General features: G+C 60.2%; 21 protein-coding genes. 8 read left to right on the forward strand and 13 right to left on the reverse strand.

The window, feature by feature from the left end; translation table 11 throughout:
• Positions 1-12: 12 nt before the first annotated feature.
• The 5 genes from ACIOWE_RS08345 to ACIOWE_RS08365 all read right to left on the reverse strand — a co-directional run bounded on the left by ACIOWE_RS08345 (position 13) and on the right by ACIOWE_RS08365 (position 5,501).
• A complete protein-coding gene (locus ACIOWE_RS08345) occupies positions 13-984 on the reverse strand; it encodes a TRAP transporter substrate-binding protein (protein ID WP_401389708.1) in 972 nt (323 codons plus the stop codon).
• Between the two features lie 61 nt (positions 985-1,045).
• Positions 1,046-1,939 carry an SMP-30/gluconolactonase/LRE family protein gene (locus ACIOWE_RS08350; protein ID WP_401389711.1) on the reverse strand — a complete coding sequence of 298 codons (894 nt, stop codon included), beginning with the start codon at positions 1,937-1,939 and terminating at the stop codon, positions 1,046-1,048.
• 44 nt (positions 1,940-1,983) lie between these two features.
• Positions 1,984-2,808, reverse strand: a complete 825-nt coding sequence (locus ACIOWE_RS08355) for an NAD-dependent epimerase/dehydratase family protein (RefSeq protein WP_401389714.1) — start codon at positions 2,806-2,808, stop codon at positions 1,984-1,986.
• A 282-nt stretch (positions 2,809-3,090) separates the two neighbouring features.
• Positions 3,091-4,383, reverse strand: a complete 1,293-nt coding sequence (locus ACIOWE_RS08360) for an OprD family porin (RefSeq protein ID WP_401389717.1) — start codon at positions 4,381-4,383, stop codon at positions 3,091-3,093.
• Between the two features lie 167 nt (positions 4,384-4,550).
• A complete protein-coding gene (locus tag ACIOWE_RS08365) occupies positions 4,551-5,501 on the reverse strand; it encodes a polysaccharide deacetylase family protein (RefSeq protein WP_401389720.1) in 951 nt (316 codons plus the stop codon).
• Between the two features lie 275 nt (positions 5,502-5,776).
• On the opposite strand from ACIOWE_RS08365, the gene ACIOWE_RS08370 reads away from it, so the two are divergent.
• Both ACIOWE_RS08370 and ACIOWE_RS08375 read left to right on the forward strand, forming a co-directional pair.
• On the forward strand, positions 5,777-7,432 hold the full coding sequence (locus tag ACIOWE_RS08370; RefSeq protein ID WP_401389723.1) for an MFS transporter: 1,656 nt from the start codon (positions 5,777-5,779) through the stop codon (positions 7,430-7,432).
• Positions 7,429-8,571: an HlyD family secretion protein gene (locus ACIOWE_RS08375; RefSeq protein ID WP_401389726.1), complete on the forward strand. Its 1,143-nt coding sequence runs from the start codon at positions 7,429-7,431 to the stop codon at positions 8,569-8,571. Before ACIOWE_RS08370 ends, ACIOWE_RS08375 begins: the two co-directional genes overlap by 4 nt.
• A gap of 115 nt (positions 8,572-8,686) precedes the next feature.
• On the opposite strand, the gene copD is transcribed toward ACIOWE_RS08375, so the two are convergent.
• Together copD and copC are read right to left on the reverse strand one after the other, a co-directional pair.
• On the reverse strand, positions 8,687-9,544 hold the full coding sequence (gene copD / locus ACIOWE_RS08380) for a copper homeostasis membrane protein CopD (protein ID WP_401389729.1): 858 nt from the start codon (positions 9,542-9,544) through the stop codon (positions 8,687-8,689).
• A gap of 3 nt (positions 9,545-9,547) precedes the next feature.
• Positions 9,548-9,910: a copper homeostasis periplasmic binding protein CopC gene (gene copC / locus ACIOWE_RS08385; protein ID WP_401389731.1), complete on the reverse strand. Its 363-nt coding sequence runs from the start codon at positions 9,908-9,910 to the stop codon at positions 9,548-9,550.
• A 140-nt stretch (positions 9,911-10,050) separates the two neighbouring features.
• Between copC and ACIOWE_RS08390 the strand changes: the two genes are divergently transcribed.
• Positions 10,051-10,671 carry a TetR/AcrR family transcriptional regulator gene (locus ACIOWE_RS08390; protein ID WP_008081940.1) on the forward strand — a complete coding sequence of 207 codons (621 nt, stop codon included), beginning with the start codon at positions 10,051-10,053 and terminating at the stop codon, positions 10,669-10,671.
• Positions 10,672-10,786: 115 nt separating this feature from the next.
• Here the strand turns inward: ACIOWE_RS08390 and preA are convergent, their stop codons facing one another.
• The 3 genes from preA to hydA all read right to left on the reverse strand — a co-directional run bounded on the left by preA (position 10,787) and on the right by hydA (position 15,034).
• A complete protein-coding gene (gene preA / locus ACIOWE_RS08395) occupies positions 10,787-12,061 on the reverse strand; it encodes an NAD-dependent dihydropyrimidine dehydrogenase subunit PreA (RefSeq protein WP_401389734.1) in 1,275 nt (424 codons plus the stop codon).
• Positions 12,062-13,429, reverse strand: a complete 1,368-nt coding sequence (locus ACIOWE_RS08400) for an NAD(P)-dependent oxidoreductase (RefSeq protein ID WP_401389737.1) — start codon at positions 13,427-13,429, stop codon at positions 12,062-12,064.
• Between the two features lie 165 nt (positions 13,430-13,594).
• Positions 13,595-15,034, reverse strand: coding sequence for a dihydropyrimidinase (hydA, locus tag ACIOWE_RS08405; RefSeq protein WP_401389740.1), 1,440 nt, complete (start codon positions 15,032-15,034; stop codon positions 13,595-13,597).
• Between the two features lie 622 nt (positions 15,035-15,656).
• Here hydA and ACIOWE_RS08410 point away from each other — a divergent pair.
• The 3 genes from ACIOWE_RS08410 to ACIOWE_RS08420 all read left to right on the forward strand — a co-directional run bounded on the left by ACIOWE_RS08410 (position 15,657) and on the right by ACIOWE_RS08420 (position 19,641).
• Complete coding sequence (locus tag ACIOWE_RS08410; RefSeq protein WP_401389743.1) at positions 15,657-17,141, forward strand: NCS1 family nucleobase:cation symporter-1; 1,485 nt, start codon at positions 15,657-15,659, stop codon at positions 17,139-17,141.
• 159 nt (positions 17,142-17,300) lie between these two features.
• A complete protein-coding gene (locus ACIOWE_RS08415; protein WP_401389746.1) occupies positions 17,301-18,584 on the forward strand; it encodes a Zn-dependent hydrolase in 1,284 nt (427 codons plus the stop codon).
• Between the two features lie 115 nt (positions 18,585-18,699).
• Positions 18,700-19,641 (forward strand): bifunctional oligoribonuclease/PAP phosphatase NrnA, encoded by a 942-nt coding sequence (locus tag ACIOWE_RS08420; protein ID WP_401389749.1) that lies wholly within the window; start codon positions 18,700-18,702, stop codon positions 19,639-19,641.
• On the opposite strand, the gene ACIOWE_RS08425 is transcribed toward ACIOWE_RS08420, so the two are convergent.
• Both ACIOWE_RS08425 and ACIOWE_RS08430 read right to left on the reverse strand, forming a co-directional pair.
• Positions 19,611-20,477, reverse strand: a complete 867-nt coding sequence (locus ACIOWE_RS08425) for a CAP domain-containing protein (protein ID WP_401389752.1) — start codon at positions 20,475-20,477, stop codon at positions 19,611-19,613. The two genes, ACIOWE_RS08420 and ACIOWE_RS08425, sit on opposite strands and share 31 nt — an antisense overlap.
• A gap of 273 nt (positions 20,478-20,750) precedes the next feature.
• Entirely contained in the window at positions 20,751-21,521 is a 771-nt protein-coding gene (locus tag ACIOWE_RS08430; RefSeq protein WP_401389755.1) for an alpha/beta hydrolase, read from the reverse strand.
• A gap of 112 nt (positions 21,522-21,633) precedes the next feature.
• Here ACIOWE_RS08430 and ACIOWE_RS08435 point away from each other — a divergent pair, with 112 nt between their 5' ends.
• Positions 21,634-22,578 (forward strand): aldo/keto reductase, encoded by a 945-nt coding sequence (locus tag ACIOWE_RS08435; protein WP_401389758.1) that lies wholly within the window; start codon positions 21,634-21,636, stop codon positions 22,576-22,578.
• A 377-nt stretch (positions 22,579-22,955) separates the two neighbouring features.
• Here the strand turns inward: ACIOWE_RS08435 and ACIOWE_RS08440 are convergent, their stop codons facing one another.
• A complete protein-coding gene (locus ACIOWE_RS08440) occupies positions 22,956-23,849 on the reverse strand; it encodes a LysR family transcriptional regulator (RefSeq protein ID WP_401389761.1) in 894 nt (297 codons plus the stop codon).
• Positions 23,850-23,977: 128 nt separating this feature from the next.
• Here ACIOWE_RS08440 and ACIOWE_RS08445 point away from each other — a divergent pair, with 128 nt between their 5' ends.
• Positions 23,978-24,454 (forward strand): cupin domain-containing protein, encoded by a 477-nt coding sequence (locus ACIOWE_RS08445; RefSeq protein ID WP_401389763.1) that lies wholly within the window; start codon positions 23,978-23,980, stop codon positions 24,452-24,454.
• The last annotated feature ends 158 nt before the right edge of the window (positions 24,455-24,612 follow it).

Raw genomic sequence — 24,612 nt, forward strand, 5'->3', positions numbered from 1 at the left:
GAGCTGGGAGGGTTACTGAACGGCTTCGATGCGCTTGATCAGGTCGGCGTAAGGTGCGCCGTACTTCTCGCGAATCGAGGCGGTGGCCTCGTAGAAGGGTTTCTTGTCGACGGTGATGAATTCGACACCGGCAGCCTTGAGCTTTTCTTCACTACTGGCCGACTTGGCGTCCCACAGCGTGCGCTCCTGAGCCTGTGCAGCCTTGGCGGCTTTCTTCACCAGCGCCTGCTGATCCGGGGTGAGTTTGTCCCACGTGATTTTCGACATCACGATGGGTTCGGGCAGGATCAGGTGCCCGGTCAGGCTGTAGAACTTGGCGTTCTGGTAGTGGTTATGTTCGAGCATGGTCGGTGGGTTGTTTTCCGCGCCGTCGATCACGCCAGTCTGCAGGGCGCTGAAAATTTCACCGGTATCCATCGCGATGCCATTGCCACCCATGGCGTTGATGGTTTCGATGAACATCGGGTTGCCTTGCACACGGATTTTCATGCCCTTGAGGTCTTCGAGGCTGCGCACCGGTTTCTTGGTGTAGAGGTTGCGCGTGCCGCCATCCATCCACGCCAGCGCGACGAGGTTGAATTCGGAGTTGGTGATCTTGTCGAGAATTTCGTCGCCGATTTCACCGTCGATGATCTTGCGCATGTGCGCCTGATCGCGGAACACGAACGGCATGTTGAAGACGTTCACATCCGGCACCACCGGACCGACGATGCCGAGGCTGACCCGGGCCATTTGTATCGCGCCGACTTGCGCCTGTTCGACAACTTCCTTTTCCGAGCCGAGCACGCCCCCCGGGAACATCTTGAAGGTCAGTTTGCCGTCGCTGTCGGCGACCAGGGTTTTGCCCAATTGTTCTTCAGCGACCACGGTCGGGTAGCCGGCGGGGTGGATGTCGGCGAACTTGATTTCCAGCGCGTGGGCGGCGCTGGCAAAGGTGAAAGCCAGCGGAAGTGCAGCGGCGAGCAACGTGCGTTTGAAGTCCATTGGGGGTGTCTCCAGTCTTGTTATTTTTGTGTTCAAGGCACAGCGATGCAGCAGAGGCGGGTTACAGCAAATCGTCGAACAAGGGTTCCGGCAGGCCTTTGACTCCGGTGTTCAGGGCAAACACTCCACCGGCCAGGGATTGCGGGTCATGATCGTCGCCGGGGCGAATCGAGGCGACGAACAAGGTGTCCATGCGGCTGCCACCGAAGGCGCACATGGTCGGTTTCTTCACCGGCACCGACAGCGAATAGTCGAGGCGCCCGTCCGGGGTGAAGCGGTGGACGAGGCCGGCGTCGTTGGCGCAGATCCAGTAGCAACCCTCGGCGTCCACGGCGGCACCGTCGGGGCGGCCGGCGTGGTGGTTCATGTCGACAAACACTCGGCGGTTGGACGGTGTGCCCGTCGCGGTGTCGTAGTCGAACGCCCAGATCAGTTGCACATCGGGGTGCGAGTCGGAGAGATACATCGTCTTGCCGTCCGGGCTGAAACCGAGGCCGTTGGGCACGATGAAGCCATCGAGTTGCGCTTCAATCACGCCAGACTGGCCGGCGCTGTATCGATAGAGTCTGCCCTCGGGCGCATTCAGTCCCATGTTCAAGACCATGCTGCCAGCCCAGAAACGACCCTGCCGGTCACACCGGCCATCGTTGAGGCGCATGTCTTCGCGGCCGTGGTCAACGCTGGCCAGCCGCTCGCTGTCGAGGCTGCCGTCGCTGTGCGGGTGCAGATGAAAAAATCCGCTTTGCATGCCGGCGATCCAGCCGCCACGGCTGTGACGGGCGATGCAGGCGAGCATTTCCGGGGTTTTCCAGGCGTGGACATGGCCGGTGTCGGCGCTCCAGCGTTGCAGTCCGCCGTTGGGAATATCGACCCAGTACAGGGCATTTTCCTGCGCTACCCAGACCGGGCTTTCACCCACCGCGTTGCGCGCGTCGACGATCAATTCGGCTTGCATACTCATTCCCTTGGTTTTTATTGGAGGGGGATCAAGCGGACAGCTCAGTCGCCAAACGGGCCGGCCGCGACGAAAGCACCGCCCTGATAGATCCGTGCCGGGTCATCGGCGGCCGGCACTGGCTGCGCTTCGACTTTGTCGCGGAACACTTCGGAAGTATCTTTCGCCTCGAAACCGAGGTGACTGGCGAAGCGGTTGTCCCACCAGACGTCCTTGTTGGCGGACATGCCGTAGACCACGGTGTGACCGACATTCGGCGTGTACAGCGACTGTTCGAGCAGTTGCGTGAGGTCGTCGAAGCTCAGCCAGGTGTGCATCATTCGGCGATTTTGCGGCTCGGGGAATGAGGAGCCGATTCGGATGCTGACGGTTTCGATGCCGTAACGATCGAAGTAGAAACTGGCCATGTCTTCGCCGTAGGACTTGGACAAGCCGTAGTAGCCATCGGGGCGGCGGGCGGAGCCGGCATCGAGGTGTTCGTCCTGTTTGTAGAAACCGATGACATGGTTGGAACTGGCGAAGATCACCCGCTTAACGCCATGTCGGCGTGCCGCTTCGTAAATGTGGAAGACACCACAGATGTTGGCGCCAAGGATTTCCTCGAACGGGCGCTCCACGGAGACACCACCGAAATGCAGGATCGCATCGACGCCCTCGACCAGTTGGTGCACGGCGTGTTTGTCGGCCAGATCACAGAGCACGACTTCTTCACGATCATCAGTGGCCGGGGCGAGAGCGGTGATGTCCGAGAGGCGCAGTACATTGGCGTACGGACGCAGGCGTTCGCGCAGCACTTTGCCCAGGCCACCGGCGGCGCCGGTGAGCAGCAGGCGGTTGAAAGGAGCGCGTGGGGTAGAGGTAGACGTCATGGCAATCCCTGGACACATTGTTATTGGTTTGTTGTAGGTTGTCGTATGACTGCGTTGAAGTATCGGTAGGGTTTCTTGATCTTGTCAACGCGACTTTGGGTGTAAATGACGGAAGGGCTATTCCTCTTTTCGATCACCACAGTTCCGTATTTGCAATGCAATCCCTTGTGGGAGCGAGCCTGCTCGCGAAAGCGGTGTGTCATTTGGAATTTATGTCGACTGACACGCCGCCTTCGCGAGCAGGCTCGCTCCCACAGGGGAAACTCGGTGTGGCGACTGGCTTTACAACAACGAAATCGGATAGCTGATAAAGATGCGGTTCTCATCAAATTCGTTGGTGCTGAAGTCCCGGCGAATCGTCGCGTTACGCCATTTCACATTGAGGTTTTTCAGCGGCCCGCTTTGCACGACGTAGGCCAGTTCCGACTCGCGGCCCCACTCCTTGCCATCGGTGATCGCGCCGGTATGCACGTTATCGCCGCTGATGTAGCGGTTCATCAGGGTCAGGCCGGGAATGCCGAGGACGACGAAGTTGTAGTCGTGACGTAACTGCCAGGAGCGCTCCCTGGCGTTGTCGTAACTGGCGTTGTAACTGTCGTTGGCCAGGGTGCCGCCGCTGGTGCCATTGACCCGCATCCACGCGCTGTCGCCGGTGAGTTTCTGCAGACCGACGTAGAAGGTACTGCCACCGTATCTGGCTGAGAGCATGGCGAATGCAGTCTTGTTGTCGAGGTCGCCGGCCTGGGCACTGCCGTCTTCCTTGCCGGTGAAGAAACCGAGGTTGGCGCCGAGTGTCCAGTCACCCAGCGGTTGGCTGTGGCTGAGGTTAAAGTACTGCTGCTGATAAATATCAGTGAGTTCGGCGTACCACACGCCGACCAGCGTGCGCTTGTCGTTGAAGGTGTATTCGCCGCCGCCGAAGTTGAAGCGATCCGAGGTGAACGCGCCTTTGCCGTTCATCGACATGTCTTCCATGCTTGCGTCGTTGCGCGGACTGTTGCCGCGGAACTGGCCGCCATAAAGGCTCAGACCGTTGATTTCGGTGGAGGTGATCTGTCCGCCACGAAAGGTCTGCGGCAAGGAGCGGCCGTCGTCAGAGCGCAGGATCGGCAACACCGGCATCCACTCACCGACCTTCAATTCAGTCTTCGAGACCTTGGCTTTCAACGCCACACCGAGCCGGCCGAAATTGTCTGCCGGGCGGCCGTCATCGTGGATCGGCAGCAGTTGCGTGCCACCTGAGCCTTTGCCGCCATCGAGCTTCTGCGAATACAAACCGAGCACGTCCAGACCGAAACCGACGGTGCCTTGGGTGAAACCGGATTTGGCGTCGAGGATGAAGTTCTGCGTCCACTCTTCAGCCTTGCCCTGCGGGTTATCGGGGTTGGTGAAGTTGCGGTTGAAATAGGCGTTGCGCAGGTTCAGCGTGGCTTTGCTGTCTTCGAGAAATCCCTCGGCGTCGGCACTCAAGGGCAAGATCGCAAGACTGCTGCAGCCGATCAGACTCAAGGTGGTGAGAGGGCGGGTAGCGGGAAAACGGGATGGGCGGACGGAATTGCGGACGAGTGTGCTCACTGTGACGTTCCCTGTTTCGTTTGTTGTTTTTATTATTTGTTGTATGTCGTCGTACAACATTGGTGCGGATATTTCCTGCGTTTTACGGGAATGTCAACTAGAGGTTGTACGATTACTTCAGCGACGCAAAGCCCTCCCCGTCAAGGGGAAGGCTGTTTTCGCCGCTGTCAGTTGTTGTAGAGCGCTTCATTGTTATCGATCAGCGGATTTTTTTCGGTCAGCACTACTTGGGCGATTTGGTCCTTGCGCATAAAGCTCACCTTCGGATGCGACTGGGTGTAACGGATGAACCTTTCCATCACCTCAACCACCGCCGGCGTACCGCCGATGCGGTCGTGCAGACTGACCGACATCATCCGCCGCTTGCTCGCACCTTCGGCATAGAGCCGGTCGAATTCCAGCACCAGTTGCTGGTAGAACTGGTCGGCGGAAAAATGCCGGCCCTCGATCAAGACGATGTCGTTGTTGCGCAGGGTGTAGGGCACCACAGCGAACTTGTGCCCGCGCACCATCGTCACGAAGGGCTCGTCGCGGCTGACGTCATCGATGTGATAAGTGAAGTTCAGATCCTGCAGCACTTTCAGCGTATTGGGGCTGCGCCGTAACCAATTGGCGTTGTAGCCAACCGAGCGCTGGCCGGTGAGTTTTTCTACCGCCGCCACACCGTCGCCGATGAATTGTTTTTCCTGCGCGTAATTCATGTTGTAGGAGTCGGCCCAGCGCATACCGTGCGCTGCGAGCTCATGGCCACGTTCGGCAATTGCCCTTGCCAGCTCCGGGTGCTTGAGCGCGGCTTCGCCGACCACGTGGGACGTGACTTTGATCCCGGTGCGATCCCATAGATCGAGCATGCGCCACAAACCTTCCTTGTGGCCGTAATCGAACCAGGTCTGCGCCGGCAGATCCGGGTAGCCTTTGGGTAAGGGGCTGCCGGAGAATGGACTTTCTGCGCCGTCGGGTTGGCCACCGGTCTCGAATTGCATTGATACCGAGATCACCAGTTGTGAGCCATCCGGCCATGGCCGCTCCTGGGCAAAAGCGAGGGCGGGCAACAATAGCGCGGCGGCCAGGAGGTTTTTCAGCAGACGCGGGGAGCGTTGGCGGTAGGGTGTGGTCATAACGGGCACCTTGGGGTTGAGAAGTGCCGCAAGGGTGGCATTTGTTGCGCCCGGGAATAATCCGCTGTGGGCGAGATGACTTTTAAACAATTTTTACCAATCCGGCTTCACACAATTCCGGTGTAGGAGTGAGCCTGCTCGCGATAGCGATTTAACAATCCACAATAAGAGTGACTGATATACCGCTGTCGCGAGCAGGCTCACTCCCACAGGGGATATGGGTTTGCAGGACGATTTGCGGCAAACTCCAGGCATCACAAGCACAAGGCCTTTCAATGGATCAATTCGCCCCGCGCAACTGGCAGCCTCACGAGAAGCCCAGTCTGCCCGGTTCCCCGTCGACGCCACTGCACTCCAATCCCAAGCGCCTGGCCTATGCGCTGGTTGGTTTGCTGGTGGCGTTGACCGGTGGTTTGGGCAACTCGCTGGTGGTCGCCAACCTGGTTTACCTGCAAGGTGCGCTCGGCGCGACCACGGCGGAAATGGCCTGGTTGCCGGCGGCGTACGTGATGACCAACGTGTCGATGAATCTGCTGCTGGTGAAGTTTCGTCAGCAGTTCGGTTTACGAGCGTTTACCGAGGTGTTTCTGGTGCTGTATGCGCTGGTGACCTTTGGCCATTTGTTCGTCAACGACTTGAATTCGGCGGTGGCGGTGCGTGCGGCTCACGGCATGGTAGGCGCGGCGCTGAGTTCATTGGGCCTGTATTACATGGTGCAGGCGTTCCCGGCGAAATGGCGGATGAAGGCGCTGGTGCTGGGGCTCGGCACGTCGCAATTGGCATTGCCGCTGGCGCGGTTGTTCTCCGAAGACTTGCTGCAAATTGCCGAATGGCGCGGCTTGTACCTGTTCGAATTGGGCATGGCATTGCTTTCGCTGGGTTGCGTGTTGCTGCTCAAGCTGCCGCCGGGCGACCGCTTCAAGACTTTCGAAAAACTCGATTTCCTGACCTTCGCCATTCTCGCCACGGGCGTGGCGTTGTTGTGTGCGGTGCTGTCGCTGGGGCGGATCGACTGGTGGCTCGAGGCCGACTGGATCGGCGTTGCGCTCGCTGCCTCGATTGCGTTGATCCTCACGGGCCTGGCCATCGAGCACAACCGCAGCAACCCGATGCTGATGACCCGTTGGCTCGGCAGCGGGGTGATGATCCGGCTGGCGCTGGCGGTCGTGCTGATTCGCATGGTCACGTCGGAGCAGTCCACCGGCGCCGTCGGCTTCATGCAGAATCTCAACATGAGCAGTCAGCAGTTGCACAGCCTCTATGTGGTGATGCTGATCGGCAGTGTCGCCGGGCTGCTCACCAGTGCGCTGACCATCAACCCGAAACACCTGATCATGCCGCTGATCATCTCGTTGGCGCTGATGGCGACCGGCTCGGTGATGGACAGTTTTTCGAACAATCTGACGCGCCCCGAGAATCTGTATTTCAGTCAGTTTCTGCTGGCGTTCGGCAGTACGTTTTTCCTCGGCCCGACCATGGTCCTCGGCACGCGTAACGTGTTGACCAATCCGCGAAACCTGGTGAGCTTTTCCGTGTTGTTCGGGATCTGCAACAACCTCGGCGGATTGATCGGTGCGGCGTTGCTTGGGACCTTTCAGATCGTCCGGGAGAAGTTTCACTCCAGTCACATCGTTGAACAACTGGTGATGTCAGATCCATTGGTTGCCGCGCGAGTGGCGAGCGGCGGCTCGGCCTACGGTTCGTTGCTGGCCGACCCGAGCCTGCGCAATCTTGCCGGTATTCGCAGTCTGGCCAACGCCGCCACCCGTGAAGCGAACGTGCTGGCCTATAACGATGTATTCATGCTCATCGCGGTGATTGCGGTGTTGACCATGATCTGGATTTCCATTCGGGCGCTGTGGCTGATGAGCACCACCAAAGCCGTCGACCCAGCGCCTTCCGTACCTAATAGCGGTGCCACTTCTTCATGACCGAACCGACTACCACAACCACCAATGCCATTGCCGCCACGCCAGAAGGTGTGGCGCCGCCGTCATCGCCGAACACCGAGCCGCGCTCGTTGCGGGTGCGGATCATCTCTTCGCTGGGCTTTGCCGCGATCGCCATCGTCGGTGTGTTGATCGTGTTGTATGCCTGGCAATTGCCACCGTTCAGCAGCGCGGTCGAAACCACCGAAAACGCGCTGATTCGTGGGCAAGTGACAATCATCGGCCCGCAGCTCGCCGGGTATGTCTATGAAGTGCCGGTGCAGGATTTCCAGTATGTGAAGGCCGGCGATTTGCTGGTGCGTCTGGACGACCGCATCTATCAGCAACGCCTCGACCAGTCGCTGGCACAACTGGCGGTGCAGAAAGCTGCACTGGCCAACGTCGTGCAGCAACGCAACAGCGCCGAAGCGACGATCAAGCTGCGTCAGGCAGTGGTTGCCGACAGCGAAGCGCAATTGCGCAAAAGTGAAGCGGATTTGCGCCGCAACAAGGCGCTGGTGAGTGACGGCTCGGTGTCCAAGCGCGAGATGGACGTGGCGCTGGCGGCCAATGCGCAGGGAATCGCGGCGGTGGCGCAGGCCAAGGCCAATCTGGAAATCGCCCGTCAGGATCTGCAAACGGTGATCGTCAATCGTGGCTCGCAAGAAGCGGCGGTGGCCAGCGCGGAAGCGGCGGTGCAACTGGCGCGGATCGACTTGTCGAACACGCGCATCGTCGCCCCGCGCGACGGCCAGCTCGGGCAGATCGGCGTGCGCCTCGGCGCCTACGTCAACTCCGGTGCGCAGTTGATGGCGTTGGTGCCGAACCAGAAATGGGTGATCGCCAACATGAAGGAAACGCAGATGGACAACGTCCGGGTCGGGCAACCGGTACGATTCACCGTCGATGCGTTGAACCACAAGAAATTCACCGGGCATGTGCAGCACATATCACCGGGTACCGGCTCGGAATTCGCCCTGTTGCAGGCTGACAACGCCACCGGCAACTTCGTCAAGATCGCCCAGCGTGTGCCAGTGCGGATCACCATTGATGAAGGACAGCAGGAAGAGGAACGGTTGCGGCCGGGGATGTCGGTGGTAGTGAGCATCGACACCGCCGCCGGCGATACCCAACCCCATTGATCAACTCATAACCCTGTGGGAGCTGGCTTGCCAGCGATGATGTCGGCACATCCGAAATATCTGTTCCTGAAACACCGCCATCGCTGGCAAGCCAGCTCCCACAGGAGAAATGCGTTCAGGTGGTGATCATCGGCGGCAGGGTGCCGAGCAGTGAAACGGCAGCCACCGCGCCGATGCCGAGCAACCATTCGAGCATCACGCTGCGCCGGAGCGCGCCCATGCGCTGTTCGCAATCGTCGATGCGCAAGCGATTGAACAGCGCCAAGCCCAACATCCCCAGCACAATCAGCGCTTTGATCAGCAGAATCAGCGCGAAACCGGTGAACAGCGGGGTCGGCCACCACTGACCGGTCAGCACGCGCACGTTGATCAATCCGCTGATCAGCAGCCCCGCCACCAGCGCATAACCGACACCACTGAAGCGCCGCAAAATCGCGGGCATCGGCTCACTCGGCTGCCGCAAAATCATCACCAGCAACAACAGCCCGCCAAGCCACGCGGCGACACAGGTCAGATGAATGATCTGGTTGAGAATCAGCAGTTGTCCGTTCAAGCCATCGAGCATTGCGCCGTGCCCGACCGGGGCCAGGGTCGCCAACAGCAAGCCGCTCAAGCCCAGGCGCAGCGGCATGCTCGAGCGCCACGGCGTGAACAGCAATGTCAGCAGCGCAGCGTTGATCAGCAAGTGCCAACGCCAGATCTGACCAAAAAACGTCTTGCCCAACACCAGCGCCAGCGTGTCGGGATCGAAAACGGCCGCCGCCGAACCGGCCATGCTCGCCGTGACCAACAGCGCCCAGACCACGCCGCTGACCAGCGCAATCGCAGCCAGCCAACGCGCCAGTCGCGCCTGGTGCCGATCCACCGCGAGCGCTTCACCTTTGAGCAACAACGGCCTGAACAGCCAGGCCCCGAACAGCATCAACACCACGGTGAAATGCACAAAGCGACACAGCACCAGCGCTTCACTCATGAATTACTGGCCCACCTTGAACTGATAGTCGCCTTCGCTGTTGTGCGTGTCGACTGACACGGCGTGCCATTCGACTTTGTACTCACCCGCCGTCAGTGGCGCGGCCGGCGTGACGATCAGGGTTTTCTTGTCGTTTTCGGTGCTCAGCGCTTTGATCGCGACGGCGGCGCCATCCTTGGTCACGGTGACTTTGGTGAAACTGGCTTCAACACCTTCGGAAAAAGTCAGGCGCAGATCGGTCGGGGCGGCGACGGTGCTGTCGGCGGCCGGGGTCTGGCTTTTCAGGTGGGCGTGGGCGAATACCGATGAGGCGGCGAACAGCGAGGCGAGCAGGGCAGTGGTGGTCAGGAGGTTCTTGAACAGCATCGCGGGTACCTCTGAGGCAGGATCGAAGAAGCCGTCAGTTTAGCCATCCGGCTACGTCTGTACGAAGTTTTGTTTTCAGCGGTCGCCCGCGCACCAGAGCGGATGCTAGTCTTGGGCAACGCTGTTGTCAGGGAGCCCTTATGGGCAATCACAAGATCGAGATCCGTCGCAGTAACGTCGAAAAAATCCTCCTGGCGGCGGAAAAAGTCTTCGCTGAAAAGGGCTTCGGCAGCACCGCCATGGCCGACATCGCAGCCGAAGTGCAACTGCCGCGTTCCAACCTGCATTACTACTTTTCAACCAAAAGCGAACTGTACAGCGCGGTGCTGTTCGACCTGCTGGAAGTGTGGAAGCAGGACGCGTTGTGCTTCGAGATGTTCGACGACCCGCGCGTGGTGCTCAGCAGCTACATCCGCGCCAAGATGAACCACTCGCGCAGCCGGCCATACGGTTCGAAAGTCTGGGCCAACGAAATCATCCACGGTGCGCCGACGCTGGGCGAAGCGCTGGATGTCAGCCTGTATGACTGGGCGAAGATGAAGGAGGCGAAGATCCGTCAGTGGGTCGAGGACAAGCGGATTCTGCCGGTGGAGCCGTCGAGCCTGCTGTACATGATCTGGGCCTCGACCCAGCATTACGCCGACTTCGATCATCAGGTGAATATTCTCAATGAGCACCAGCCGTTGTCGGACATGCAGTTCGAACGGGCGGTGCAGACGGTGACCAGTGTGATCTTGCGCGGGATTGGCCTGGAGCCCTGAGTCTTGAGGTGGCCGGACTGGCCTCTTCGCGAGCAGGCTCGCTCCCACAGGGGAACGCATTCCAAATGTAGGAGTGAGCCTGCTCGCGATGACTCCGGGTCAGACGCCCCTGACCTCAAGGACTGACATGGTAGGGATTCCTCGGATCATGATTCCAGTCGAGAAACGGCTTGCCCGTTTCCATCGGCACCATCTCGATGCAGTCCGCCACCGGGCAGGTGATCTGGCACAGATTGCAGCCCACACACTCCTCATCAATCACTTCATATTTATGCGTCCCGTCAGCCTGCTTCAGGCTGCTGATCGCCTGGTGTGAAGTGTCCTCGCAAGCAATGTGGCAACGCCCACAACCGATGCACGCTTCCTGATCAATCTTCGCAATCACCTGATAGTTGATATCCAGATACTTCCAGTCCGTGGTGTTGCCGACTGCGCGCCCGGAAAACTCGGCGATGCTGGCGTAGCCTTGACTGTCCATCCACCGCGAAAGCCCGTCCTTCATCTCCTCGACAATCCGAAAGCCATGCAGCATCGCCGCCGTGCACACCTGCACCGCGCCGCTGCCCAGCGCCATGAATTCCGCCGCATCGCGCCAACTGCCAATGCCGCCAATTCCGCAGATCGGCAAGCCCTGGGTCTGCGGATCACGGGCAATCTCGGCCACCATGTTCAGCGCGATTGGTTTGACCGCCGAGCCGCAATAGCCGCCGTGGGTGCTTTTGCTGCCGACAGTAGGCAGGGCGACCATGTGTTCAAGGTCGACGCTGGTGATCGAGTTGATCGTATTGATCAGCGACACCGCATCGGCGCCGCCACGATGCGCAGCTCGGGCGGCGACGCGGATGTCGGTGATGTTCGGCGTCAGTTTGACGATCACCGGCAGCGAGCAGTAAGTCTTGCACCAGCGCGTGACCTGCTCGACGTACTCCGGCACCTGACCGACCGCCGCGCCCATGCCACGTTCAGGCATGCCATGCGGACAACCGAAGTTCAGCTCGATGCCGTCGGCGCCAGTGGCTTCGACCAGCGGCAGAATGTATTTCCACGACTCCTCGACGCAGGGCACCATCAGCGAGACGATCAGCGCGCGGTCCGGCCAGTCCTTCTTCACCTGAGTGATTTCGCGCAGGTTGATTTCCAGCGAGCGGTCGGTGATCAGCTCGATGTTGTTGATCCCGAGCACTTCACGGTTGTTGCCGTAATGCGCCGAGTAACGTGACGAGACGTTGACTGCTGCCGGATCTTCCCCAAGGGTTTTCCAGACTACGCCGCCCCAGCCAGCCTCGAAGGCGCGGACCACGTTGTAGGCCTTGTCGGTCGGCGGCGCGGACGCCAGCCAGAACGGATTAGGGGCTTTGATGCCGGCGAAGACTATCGAGATATCGGCCATTTACGCAGCCTCCACGTTGAGCATCAGTTGCGCGTTGATCGCTTCGGCGGCACGTTTGCCGTGTTGCACCGCTTGCACGGTGAGATCCTGATCGAGGCTGGTGCAGTCGCCACCGGCATACACGCCGGGGATGCTGGTGCGCAGGTTTTCATCGACCTGGATGCGCTCGCCCTGACGCTTGAGTTCTCGGGCCAGCGGGTCGGCGAGGGCGCTGCCGTCGAAGGCCTGGCCGATGGCTTTGAAGATTGCATCGGCGACCAGTTCGAAGGTTTCGCCGGTGGTTTGCAGGCGACCGTCGACCAGATCGGTGCGTGCGAAACGCATGCCGCGTACGTGGCCCTGATCGTCGAGCAGCACTTCTTCCGGTTGCGCCCAGGTCAGCAGGCGCACCTGATTGGCCTTGGCAATGTCCTGTTCGTGACCGGTCGCGCCCATGTCAGCGGCGCCACGGCGATACACCAGATTGACATCGCGTGCACCGAGGCGGGCCATTTGCACGGCCATGTCGATGGCGGTGTTGCCCGCGCCAAGGACGATGCAGCGCTCGGCCAGCGGCAGTTGTGTGAGGTCATCGGCCTGGCGCAGTTCGCGGATGTAATCGGTGGCGGCGAGCAGACCGGGGGCATCCTCGTGGGGCAGGCCAAGCTGTTTGCTGGCGTTGAGGCCGAGGCCGAGGAACACCGCGTCGAACTGTTGATGCAATTCGCTGAGGGTCAGATTTTCGCCAAGTTTCTGCCCGTGGCGGATTTCGATGCCGCCGATCTGCAGGAGGAAATCCAGCTCCTTCTGCGCGTAGTCATCGACCAGTTTGTACTTGGCGATCCCGTATTCGTTGAGGCCGCCAGCCTTCTCCCGCGCTTCGAAAATCACCACGTCGTGGCCGTGCATGGCGCTGCGGTGGGCGCAGGACAAACCGGCCGGTCCGGCACCGACCACGGCGATGCGTTTGCCGGTGGCGGCGGCGCGCTGGAACGGGTGCTCGCTGAAATGTGCGTTGTCTACGGCGTAGCGTTGCAGCAGGCCGATCAACACTGGCGCGCATTCGTGGGCGTTATTGCGCACGCAGGCTTGCTGGCAAAGGATTTCGGTCGGACAGACCCGGGCGCAACTGCCACCGAGAATGTTCGCCGAAAGGATTTTCTGCGCGGCCCCGGGCACGTTGTCCTGATGGATATTGCGGATGAACGACGGAATGTCGATTTCACTCGGGCACGCATTCACGCACGGCGCGTCGTAGCAATACAGGCAGCGCGAAGCTTCCAGATGCGCCTGGCGGTCGTTGAGCGGCGGCGCCAGATCGGTGAAATGGCCGGCGAGGGCGGCCGCACTTTCGTGCGGGTGCGGGAGATGGTTCAGGGTCTCGATCACGGTTTTGTGCCTCACGGTTATTTGAGGTTTTCTGCCTCTGATGGGCAGTGGTTTTTGTGTCGTTCGGGATGGCCTCATCGCTGGCAAGCCAGCTCCCACAGGGATCTTTGGTGTTCACAAAACCTTGTGGGAGCTGGCTTGCCAGCGATAGGCCGAAGGCCGCTTTCAGCGTTTCACGGCAACGGGCTTATGTTGCTCCGCCCGCTTGCTCAGCAAATCAAACACCGCCGGATACGCCGGCCGTTCGATGTACCGTCCGGCCCCACGCTCGGCGCGCAGGTCGCCATCGGCCCAGACCAATCGGCCCTGGCTGACGGTGTGGCTCGGCACACCGCGCACGGTCTTGCCTTCGAAGATGTTGAAGTCCACCTGCTGATGGTGGGTCTTGGCGGAAATGGTGCGCGTACCTTGCGGGTCCCACAGCACCAGGTCGGCATCGGCGCCGACGCGAATCGAACCCTTGCGCGGATAGAGATTGAAAATCTTCGCGGTGTTGGTGGAGGTCAGGGCGACGAAGTCCTGCATCGACAACCGTCCGCTGTTCACGCCTTCATCCCAAAGCACGGCCATGCGGTCTTCGATGCCGGCAGTGCCATTGGGAATCTTGCTGAAATCGTCGCGCCCGGCGGCTTTTTGCTCGGCGCAGAAGCAGCAGTGGTCGGTGGCGGTGGTATGCAGATTGCCGTTCTGCAAACCATGCCACAGCGCCTCCTGATGACCACGCGGACGGAACGGCGGACTCATCACGTAACCGGCGGCGGTCTGCCAGTCCGGGTGCTGGTAGACGCTGTCATCGAGCAGCAGATGCCCGGCCAGCACTTCACCGTAAACCGGTTGGCCCTTGCTACGGGCGTAAGTGATTTCGTCGAGGGCTTCCTTGGTCGAGACGTGCACCAGATACAGCGGCGTGCCGATGGTCTCGGCAATGCGAATGGCCCGGCTCGCGGCTTCACCTTCGACCTGCGACGGACGCGACAGTGGGTGCGCTTCCGGCCCGGTGATGCCCTGGGCCATCAATTTGCGTTGCAGGTGATAGACCAGTTCGCCGTTTTCCGCGTGCACGGTTGGCACCGCGCCGAGTTCCAGGCAGCGCTCGAAGCTCGCCACCAGCGTGTCGTCGGCGGCCATGATCGCGTTCTTGTAAGCCATGAAATGCTTGAAGCTGTTGATTCCGTGATGGCTGACCAGTTCGGCCATTTCCTCGCGGACCTGCTCGCTCCACCAGGTGATCGCGACATGGAAACCATAGTCCGACGCAGACTTCTCGGCCCAGCCGCGCCACTGATGAAACGCTTCCATCAATGATTGCTGCGGATTGGGGATGACGAAATCGATGATCGACGTAGTACCGCCGGCCAGACCTGCCGCCGTGCCGCTGTAGAAGTCTTCGCTGGCGACGGTGCCCATGAACGGCAGTTGCATGTGGGTGTGGGGATCGATGCCGCCGGGCATCAGGTATTGGCCGCTGCCGTCGAGCACTTCGGCGTCGGCGGGAACATTAAGGTTTTCACCAATGGCTTTGATCACGCCGTCGGCGCAATAGACGTCGGCGCGGTAACTTTCATCATGGGTAACAACGGTGGCGCCACGGATCAACAGAGACATTCCGAGTTCCTCGCAGGCATGACCGACTTGTGTCGGTTCTAAATGTTTTATTGGTGTACAGCATTGCAGGCTGTATTCCTGTCAGTGCTGTCAGGAATAGAAGCTAGTCGCAGTTTTAAAATAGATCAAGAATATTTTTTATAAGCTTATCGTTGTTTTAACTCATTGAAAAACAACGATAAAAATGAAAATCACCAAAATGGTGAGGCTGCTCACCATTTTGACGCACTTGACAGGATGGAAATATGAGCAAGATTTCCTATGTGAAATCAGCCGCTTGAAGTTGAGCTGCGGTTGCTCGTTCACAATGAAAATAAATGCAGTGCACCAGTTTGAGTCCTGTCTGTTCGGACAACTTGCCGGACGTTTAGCCTGAGCGTTCAGACAAGTATTCGCGGACTCACCGGTGAATAATTAAAACTGATAAATATCAGAAAGTTGCAAAGCGTTTGAATCACCGCCCGATGCGCAAGCGGGGCACCCGGCACGTTTATTGATGCCGCCGCTGACACCGTGGCCGGTGCGTGAAAGTTGTCAGTTCCTCCGGCCATCGTCCGGCTCGCACCTGTGTGTGCAGCCGCCTGATGAGCAAAAAAATAATCAGAAGAACAGTGGAGCGGCCATGCAACAGAACAGATCGCAAGTGACCGAGCGTGACGGCTTGTTCGAACTCGAAGCCGGCAGCGACGTCCTCGATAGTCCCCGTTATAACCACGACATGGCACCGACCAAGGTGCGCGAACGAACCTGGAACAAATGGCACATCACCGCATTGTGGGTCGGCATGTCGATCTGCGTGCCGACTTACACCCTCGGCGGTGTGCTGACGGCCTACTTCGGCCTGACGGTCGGTGAAGCGCTGCTGGCGATTCTGTTCGCCAACGTCATCGTGCTGATACCGCTCACGCTCAACGCGTTTCCCGGCACCAAGTACGGCATTCCGTTTCCGGTGTTGCTGCGTTCGTCGTTCGGGATTCTTGGCTCCAATGTGCCGTGCCTGATTCGCGCGCTGGTGGCGTGCGGCTGGTTCGGCATTCAGACGATGTTCGGCGGATTGGCCATTCACCTGTTTCTCGGCTCGGTGTTCGACGGCTGGAAATCCCTCGGCGGGACAGGGGAGGTGATTGGCTTCATGGTGTTCTGGGCACTGAATCTGTGGGTGGTGATCCGTGGCGCCGAGTCGATCAAGTGGCTGGAAACTTTGTCGGCGCCGCTGCTGGTGGCGGTCGGGGTCGGCCTGCTGGTGTGGGCGATGCCGAACGTGTCGATGACCGAACTCATGGCGATCCCGGCCAAACGTCCGGAAGGCGCCAGTGTGGTCGGCTACTTCGCCGCCGGGCTGACGGCGATGGTCGGCTTCTGGGCGACGTTGTCGCTGAACATTCCTGACTTCAGCCGTTACGCCAAGAGCCAAAAGGATCAGATCCTCGGGCAGATCATCGGCTTGCCCCTGACCATGTTTCTGTTCGCGGCACTGGGTGTGGTGATGACGGCGGCGTCGGTCAAACTGGTTGGCGTCACGGTGTCTGACCCGGTCACGCTGATCGGTCATATCCAGAGCCCGGTGTGGGTGGCCGTGGCGATGGCGCTGATCATCATCGCCACGCTGTCGACCAACACCGCTGCCAACATTGTTTCGCCGACCAACGACTTCCAGAACATTGCGCCCAAGGTGATCAACCGCACCAAAGCGGTGTTGCTCACCGGCGTGGTGGGGCTGGCGTTGATGGCCCACGAACTGCTGAAGAAGCTTGGCTGGATCGTTTCCGATGTCAGCCTGGAAAGCGTCTATTCCAACTGGTTGCTGGGTTATTCGAGCCTGCTCGGGCCGATTGCCGGGATCATGGTGGTGGACTATTTCCTGATCAAGAAACAGCAACTGGATCTGGCCGGGCTGTACCGCGATGACGTGTATCCGGCGTGGAACTGGGCCGGGTTTCTCGCGTTCGGCGTGCCGGTGGTGCTGACTCTGCTGTCGCTGGGCAGCGATGCGTTCAGCTGGTTTTACAGCTACGGCTGGTTCACCGGCTCGGCGTTGGGCGGAATCATTTATTACGGGCTGTGCGTGATGCGCGCGCAGCCTTCTGCAGTGAAGTCGGCGGTGTAGCAGAGGGCCTCATCGCTGGCAAGCCAGCTCCCACAGGGAATGCAGTCGTACACAAATGCTGTGTTCACCTGAAAACCTGTGGGAGCTGGCTTGCCAGCGATGGCGGTCTCACAAGCACCACAGCAACATCCATAAGAAAAGCAGCCTGAGGAGATCCCCATGAACGCAGCCGTAGACGTTCTGCAATCGACCCATCAGCACATCAACCGCGACCGCCTCTGGGCGTCGCTCATGGAACTGGCCAAACTCGGCGCCACGGTCAAGGGCGGGGTCTGTCGCCTGGCCCTGACCGACCTCGACCGCCAGGCCCGCGACCTGTTCGTGCAATGGTGCAAGGACGCCGGATGCAGCGTCACGGTCGACGAAGTCGGCAACATCTTCGCCCGTCGCCCGGGCCGCAATCCGAGCCTGCCGCCAGTGATGACCGGCAGCCACATCGACACCCAACCCACTGGCGGCAAGTTCGACGGCTGCTTCGGCGTGCTCGCCGGCGTCGAAGTGCTGCGCACCCTCAACGACCTCGGCGTGGAAACCGAAGCGCCACTGGAAGTGGTGGTCTGGACCAACGAAGAAGGCTCGCGCTTCGCCCCGTGCATGATGGGCTCCGGCGTGTTTGCCGAGAAATTCACCCTCGAAGAAACCCTCGCCAAAGTCGATGCCGAAGGTGTCACCGTCGGCGAGGCGTTGAATGCCATCGGCTATGCCGGCCCGCGCAAAGTCAGCGGCCACAAGGTCGGCGCCTATTTCGAAGCGCACATCGAACAAGGCCCGATCCTCGAAGACGAACAGAAAACCATCGGCGTGGTCCTCGGCGCACTGGGGCAGAAGTGGTTCGACCTGAAGCTGCGCGGTGTCGAAGCGCATGCCGGCCCGACGCCAATGCACCTGCGTAAGGATGCGCTGGTCGGCGCCTCGGTGATCGTCGGCGCCGTCAACCGCGCCGCCCTCGGCCATCAACCCCACGCCTGCGGCACGGTGGGCTGCCTGCAAGCCTATCCCGGCTCGCGCAACGTCATCCCCGGCGAGGTGCGCATGACCCTCGACTTCCGCCATCTGGAACCGGTGCGCCTCGACTCGATGATCGCCGAGGTGAAGCAAGTCATCGAGGCCACGTGCGAAGAACATGGCCTGACCTACGAGCTGACCCCGACAGCCGATTTCCCACCGTTGTACTTTGAAAAGGGCTGCGTGGAAGCCGTACGTGGCGCTGCCAAAGGTCTGGGCCTGTCGCACATGGACATTGTCAGCGGTGCCGGTCACGACGCGATCTTCCTCGCCGAACTGGGGCCGGCGGGGATGATCTTCGTACCGTGTGAGGGCGGCATCAGCCACAATGAAATCGAGAACGCGGCACCGGATGATCTGGCGGCAGGGTGTGCGGTGTTGTTACGGGCAATGCTGGCGGCTTCGGCGATGGTGGCCGCCGGTAAAGCCGCAGCCTGAAACCCAAAGATCGCAGCCCTGTTAACCTGCTGGGCTGTAGGAGCTGTCGAGTGCAACGAGGCTGCGATCTTTTTCCGTCACCCAACCGTCACAAACCTGTGCGATGTTGCCGGCCATGAAAATCATCACCTCCGGCGCGGCCTATCTGGATATCGACGCCTACGCCTGCTGCATCGCCTACGCAGAACTGCTCAACCTGCAAGGCATTCCCGCCCGCGCCGTCAGTAGCGCGCAACCTAACGCCAGCGTGTCGAAAACCTTGCTGGCCTGGGGCAACGGTCTGCATGATTATGCCGTGCAGGCGAACGACCAATTCATCCTGGTCGACGTTTCCGACTATCACCATTTCGACCTGATAGTGGTGCTCGATCAAGTGGTGGAGGTTATCGACCATCATCCGGGCTACGAAAATTACTGGGCGCAGAAGCTTGGCGCTGCTGCCGACATCCAGGCGATCGGCGCGGCTGCAACCCAGATTTTTCAGCGTTGGCAGACGGCCGGTTTGTTGTCGCAGATCAGCGTACAAAGTGCCGCGTTACTGGCCACGGCGATTCTGGATAACACACTCAATTTCACCGGGCAGATGACCACCGCAGCAGATATCGACGCCTATGGCGAACTCGCCTCCCGAGGAAAACTGAGCATCGACTGGCCGCAACAGTATTTTCTTGAATGCCAGGCGAGCATCGAAGCAGACCTTGCTGGCGCGTTGGCGACCGATTTGAAACGGATGAAACCCGAAAGCAATCTGCCGCAGGTCTTTGCACAAATGACGGTATGGGATGCCGACGCCTTGCTGCAAAAACATCAGCCGACGATCAATCGCTGGATGGCCGGGCAGGGCGAAGACTGGTTGTTGAATATCATCAGTATTCGCGACCGGAAAAGCTGCCTGCTGGCGCCTGCCGACGTCAGCCAACAAAAGCTCGATCAGTTATTGCCACTCGACTGGCAGGCGGGAATGGCGGTGCTGAAACCGTCAATGCTGCGCAAGGAGTTGCTGAAACTGGGACTTGGCGCGGCCGGTCAAGGCGCGCCAAAGAGCATCGTCCAGTAAACCCCTTCATCACTGCGCGCCTCATTGGCGAACCCGGCGCCGACCTGGGTGAACATCGGGTTCATCAGATTGGCGCAGTGCCCGGGACTGGCCAGCCAACCGGCCATTGCCTTGCCGGGTGAACTCTGTCCGGCTGCAATGTTTTCGCCGATTTGCCGACCGCGATAGCCGGCGGCCCGGGCGCGATCGGCGGGCAGATCACCGTCGGGGTCGCGGTGGGCGAAATAGTTGCCGTAAGCCATGGCTTTACTGTGCCCCTGTGCAGCGGCGCCGAGGGCGGCATTCCAGCTCAACGGTCGGGCGGCGGCGAAGCGCTGGCGTCCGCACATCCGTGGCCGGGCGCGGGCGGCGTTGACCTCGGCCAGCAGGGCTTTGCCGACGCTGCGGTTATTGCCGACACGACTGTCGAGCACCGGTTGCGCCAACACCACTTGCCATTCACTGCGCGCACGGCTGATGCCAATGTCGGCGTACTGAGTGTCGAGCAACGCACCGCAGTAGTCGCTTTGCAACAGGTCGAAAGCCTCTTCGGCATCCTGCGCCCCGACAATGCGGATGCTACGCACCGCCACCGCCGAGTACCCGGACGACTTCAGCGCTTCGCGCAAGCCACCGCCATAGCGATAGCCGACCGGCAGGGCGAGGTTCGACTTCAGCGCCAACGGTGCCAGGCGTTGCACGGGGCGCCGGTCGCAGCGTTGCGGGTGGGCGCGATAGTCATTGATGGCAGCCACCAGTTGCCGCTCCGCGCCGGCATGCGCGGTTGCAGCGAACAGCGGTGAAAGGATCAGCAGGCACAGCGAAACCAGGCGAGACGAGCGAACGGCGTGGCGCATGAGACGGGCAGCTCTGAAGGAGGACAGCGCAAGAAAATGATTGAACCGCAGAACGCGGCGCGAGTAGGACTGGGGATTCGGGACTTGGTTCAAGGGGTGGGATGACGATTCAGTGACATGGGCGGTGGTTGGTCTGGACCTATCGCTGGCAAGCCAGCTCCCACAGTTCTTGCGGTGAACACAATTTTTGTCGACGACTCCATACCCTGTGGGAGCTGGCTTGCCAGCGATGGCGCCCGCCCAGCCAACACAAAAAGTACAGGCAAACCCCCATCAGTGATTCAACACATCCCCCATCCATTCCAGATACTGCACACGGTCCGAAATCGAGTTATGCCCCGAATCCGGCACCACCCTGAGCACCGCTACGCCTTGCGGGAAATTCTCCAGCAAGCGCTGAGTACTGGTGCGGGGGATCACTTCGTCGTCACTTGCCGCGAGCAGCAACGTCGGCACGCGGATATGCGCGGCGTACTTGCCCGACTCGAACCGATCCTTGAGCAACCACTTCACCGGCACCCACGGATATTGCCTGGCAGCGATTTCTTCAAGGCTGTTGTACGGCGTCACCAGAATCAGTTGTTGCACCGGTCGCTGACTGGCCAGACGCACAGCCACTCCGGAACCGAGACTGCGTCCGATCACCGCAACCTGCGGATGGCTGGCATACACCTGATCGAACAGCGCCAGCGCATCCTCGGCAATCGCTTCCTCGGACGGCGAGCCGCCACTGCCACCAAAGCCACGATAGTTGAGCAGATACACCGCGTAGTCGGGAAACGCCTGGGCAAACTCAGGCAGATTGCGCGACACGTCCTCGGCATTGCCACCGAAATAGATCAATGCTCGCCGCCCGACGCGGTCGCGGCTGATCACCGAAACCTGCGCGTCCGGCATCGACAGGGTCAGTTGTGAGTCGGCGCTGTTGAACGCATTGGGCTGGGGAAACCAGATCAGCGAGCGCTGAAAAAAGAACAGCGCCGCGCACAGCACCAGGTACACGGCAACGATCAATACGACGAGTGACATCAGGGTTCGGGACATTCGGCTACTTTTAACGGGGAGTGAGGGGGCGCTGTCGCAGTGTAGTCCAGCGGTTCGAACCGGCAGCCTGCGCACACAACGTGCAACAGATCCACGCAGCAGGGGAACCAGCATGAGCCACACTGAGGGTTACTCCCGTCGCCGATTGCTCACGCTGGCTGCCGGGGTTTCGGCGGTCTTTACCTTTGATCGGGCGTTGGCCACTGCCACATCGTCCGCCGTTCCCGGAGGCCAGGCCATGCAGACCCGCGTCATCCCATCCAGCTCCGAGCCACTGCCCATGGTCGGGTTGGGCACTTATCGCGGTTTCGACGTCGGGCCGGGCGATCCGGCCTACAAGCAACTGCCGGCGGTGCTCGACGAACTGTTCGCCAAGGGCGGCACGGTCATCGACAGTTCGCCCATGTATGGTCGCGCTGAAGCGACCACGGGCGAGTTGTTGTCGATCCACCAACCGCGCTCGCCCGCTTTTCTGGCGACCAAGGTATGGACACGCGGACGCGAGGAGGGCATCGCGCAGATGGAACAGTCGTTCAGCCTGCTGCGCACCGAGCGCATCGACTTGATGCAGATCCACAATCTGCTGGATTGGCAAACCCACCTGCCGACCCTGCGTGATTGGAAAGAGCAGGGGCGCATTCGCTACATCGGCATCACGCACTACACGCCTTCGGCCTATGACGAAGTCGAAGCGGTGTTGAAGGCCGAACAACTGGATTTTCTGCAAATCAACTACGCCCTCGACGACCGGGGCGTGGAAAAACGCATCCTGCCGCTGTGCCGCGAGCGAGGCGTGGCGGTGATCTGCAATCGGCCCTTCGGCGGCGGTGGCTTGCTCGCCCGGCTCAAGGGCAAACCGCTGCCGGCGTGGGTGTCGGATGTACAAGTCAACAGCTGGCCGCAACTGGTGCTGAAGTTTCTGCTGGCGCATCCGGCAGTGACTTGCGTGATTCCGGGCACCGGCAATCCACGCTACATGGCCGATAACGTCAGGGCCGGATTCGGGCCGATGCTAACTGATGCGCAGCGGCATCAGTTGATTGCGCTGTTGGGGTGAAAGGTTCTGTGAGCGAATCGCAACTTTGCGCCGGTTCGACCGCGTATTAATTTCCAAATGGTCTGAAGGACTGTCATATCTGACAGTTGGAAGGGCTTTGTTCACAGGCAATCATGGAGACTCAAACTTCACCCGGGAAGAACGATCATGGACGTGCAAAGCCGCAGATTTTCCTACTTCACTGGGGTTTGCCTCCTGCTGATCGTTTTCGCTGCCTACGCCCTGAATCAATAGTTTGTGCCTGGGAATGCAGCGCGGGCAGATTGTGACAGTGTCTGCGAACTCTGTGGAAGTGGCCGTGAAAATAGCCAAAGCGGCCTGGGGCACCGCGGGTTGTTATACGAAATGAACAGACGGCTGACGGCGTTCTGCGGCGCTCACTCGCGATACCGCAACGCTTCCAGCAATAACGCAAACGCCGGTGCCGCCTGACGCCGGCTCGGGTAGTAGAGGTGATAACCGGCGAATGTCGGGCACCAGTCTTCCAGCACCTGTACCAGACGTCCGTCCGCGAGATACGGTGCGACGATGTTTTCCGGAATGTAGCTCAGGCCGAATCCGTCCAGTGCCGCATCGAGCAATGGATAGACGCCGTTCAAGGTGATTTGCCCGGAGACGCGCACCTTGAGGCTCTCGCCATCTTTCTCGAACTCCCAGGTGTACAGCCCGCCATTGGTCGGCAGGCGCAGATTGTTGCAGGCATGGTCGGTCAGGTCGCGGGGCGTTTGCGGTGCGGGATGGCGGGTGAAATAGGCCGGCGAGCCGACCACCGCCATGCGCATGTCCGGGCCAATGCGCGTCGCGATCATGCCTTGCGCCACGTCCTCGCCGAGGCGCACGCCAGCATCGAAACCTTGTCCGGCGATGTCGACGAAACCGTAATCACAGCAGACCTCGACGGTGATGTCCGGGTATTTCGGCAGGAACTCCTGAAGCACCGGGCGCAGCAACCAGTCCAGCGAATGATCGGTGGCACTGATGCGGATCTTGCCGGCCGGGGTTTCGCGCAGGTTACTCAGGGTGGCGAGTTGCAGTTCGATTTCTTCGAAGTGTGGGCCGACGGTTTGCAGCAGATGCTCACCGGCCTCGGTGGGGGAAACGCTGCGCGTGGTGCGAGTCAGTAGGCGCAGACCCAGTCGCGCTTCGAGTGCACGAATGGTATGGCTGAGCGCCGATTGCGAGACGCCAAGTTTGGCCGCAGCCTTGGTGAAGCTGCGCTCGCGCGCCACGGCGAGGAAGGCGAGCAGGTCAGTGGCGTTTTCGCGAAGCATTGATGAGTTTCCTGCATAAGTTTTTTCGAATTTTAGCCGATTATCGAAAGAGTACAGCCCGATAAAGTGAACGCATGTCCCGTGTAGGCGGTGCCGCACGGGTTTGGCGAAATTCTGGAGGGCTTGTCATGAACCCGATTGCAGCTTCTGCTTTGACGCTTTCGTTGTTGGCTGCGGATGTTCAGGCCAATGAAAATCCACGGGTGACGGTAACGCCCAATGGATCACAACCTTCGGCCAAAGGGCCGGCGGACTGGTTTACCGGAACCGTGCGCGTCGATGCGCCGTTCAAAGGCAGCGACGACGCCCGAGTCAGCGGCGCCACGGTGACGTTCGAACCGGGTGCACGGACGGCGTGGCATACCCATCCGTTGGGTCAGACGCTGATCGTTACCGCCGGTTCAGGTTTTGTGCAGGAGTGGGGGCAACCGGTTCGGCAGATTCGTCCTGGCGACACGGTATGGATCGCGCCCGGCGTCAAGCATTGGCATGGCGCGGCGCCGACCACGGCGATGACGCATATCGCCATTGCCGAAGTGCTCGATGGCAAGGTGGTGGAATGGATGGAGCAGGTCAGCGAAACACAGTATCCGCACCGCGAATAAATAACGTACTAGCACCCCATGCTAGTGCGTTACCGTGGTCCGTAATACCTCATGCGCCCATTCCCCTCACTGTAGAGACCGGTACATCCTTTACACATTAGACCGGGGACATCGTTTACACCTTTTCCAGGCTTGCTACGCGTTTAGCGCCGCGTTCA

This window comes from Pseudomonas sp. NPDC087598, assembly GCF_044743525.1.
Lineage (GTDB): Bacteria > Pseudomonadota > Gammaproteobacteria > Pseudomonadales > Pseudomonadaceae > Aquipseudomonas.

Coding starts and splice junctions, on each gene's coding strand:
- copD (WP_401389729.1), bottom strand. CDS start 9,544: ATGAGTGAAGCGCTGGTGCTGTGTCGCTTTGTGCATTTCACCGTGGTG.
- copC (WP_401389731.1), bottom strand. CDS start 9,910: ATGCTGTTCAAGAACCTCCTGACCACCACTGCCCTGCTCGCCTCGCTG.
- ACIOWE_RS08440 (WP_401389761.1), bottom strand. CDS start 23,849: ATGCTTCGCGAAAACGCCACTGACCTGCTCGCCTTCCTCGCCGTGGCG.
- ACIOWE_RS08345 (WP_401389708.1), bottom strand. CDS start 984: ATGGACTTCAAACGCACGTTGCTCGCCGCTGCACTTCCGCTGGCTTTC.
- ACIOWE_RS08375 (WP_401389726.1), top strand. CDS start 7,429: ATGACCGAACCGACTACCACAACCACCAATGCCATTGCCGCCACGCCA.
- ACIOWE_RS08415 (WP_401389746.1), top strand. CDS start 17,301: ATGAACGCAGCCGTAGACGTTCTGCAATCGACCCATCAGCACATCAAC.
- ACIOWE_RS08430 (WP_401389755.1), bottom strand. CDS start 21,521: ATGTCCCGAACCCTGATGTCACTCGTCGTATTGATCGTTGCCGTGTAC.
- ACIOWE_RS08410 (WP_401389743.1), top strand. CDS start 15,657: ATGCAACAGAACAGATCGCAAGTGACCGAGCGTGACGGCTTGTTCGAA.
- ACIOWE_RS08390 (WP_008081940.1), top strand. CDS start 10,051: ATGGGCAATCACAAGATCGAGATCCGTCGCAGTAACGTCGAAAAAATC.
- hydA (WP_401389740.1), bottom strand. CDS start 15,034: ATGTCTCTGTTGATCCGTGGCGCCACCGTTGTTACCCATGATGAAAGT.
- ACIOWE_RS08420 (WP_401389749.1), top strand. CDS start 18,700: ATGAAAATCATCACCTCCGGCGCGGCCTATCTGGATATCGACGCCTAC.
- ACIOWE_RS08365 (WP_401389720.1), bottom strand. CDS start 5,501: ATGACCACACCCTACCGCCAACGCTCCCCGCGTCTGCTGAAAAACCTC.
- ACIOWE_RS08435 (WP_401389758.1), top strand. CDS start 21,634: ATGAGCCACACTGAGGGTTACTCCCGTCGCCGATTGCTCACGCTGGCT.
- preA (WP_401389734.1), bottom strand. CDS start 12,061: ATGGCCGATATCTCGATAGTCTTCGCCGGCATCAAAGCCCCTAATCCG.
- ACIOWE_RS08425 (WP_401389752.1), bottom strand. CDS start 20,477: ATGCGCCACGCCGTTCGCTCGTCTCGCCTGGTTTCGCTGTGCCTGCTG.
- ACIOWE_RS08370 (WP_401389723.1), top strand. CDS start 5,777: ATGGATCAATTCGCCCCGCGCAACTGGCAGCCTCACGAGAAGCCCAGT.
- ACIOWE_RS08350 (WP_401389711.1), bottom strand. CDS start 1,939: ATGCAAGCCGAATTGATCGTCGACGCGCGCAACGCGGTGGGTGAAAGC.
- ACIOWE_RS08355 (WP_401389714.1), bottom strand. CDS start 2,808: ATGACGTCTACCTCTACCCCACGCGCTCCTTTCAACCGCCTGCTGCTC.
- ACIOWE_RS08445 (WP_401389763.1), top strand. CDS start 23,978: ATGAACCCGATTGCAGCTTCTGCTTTGACGCTTTCGTTGTTGGCTGCG.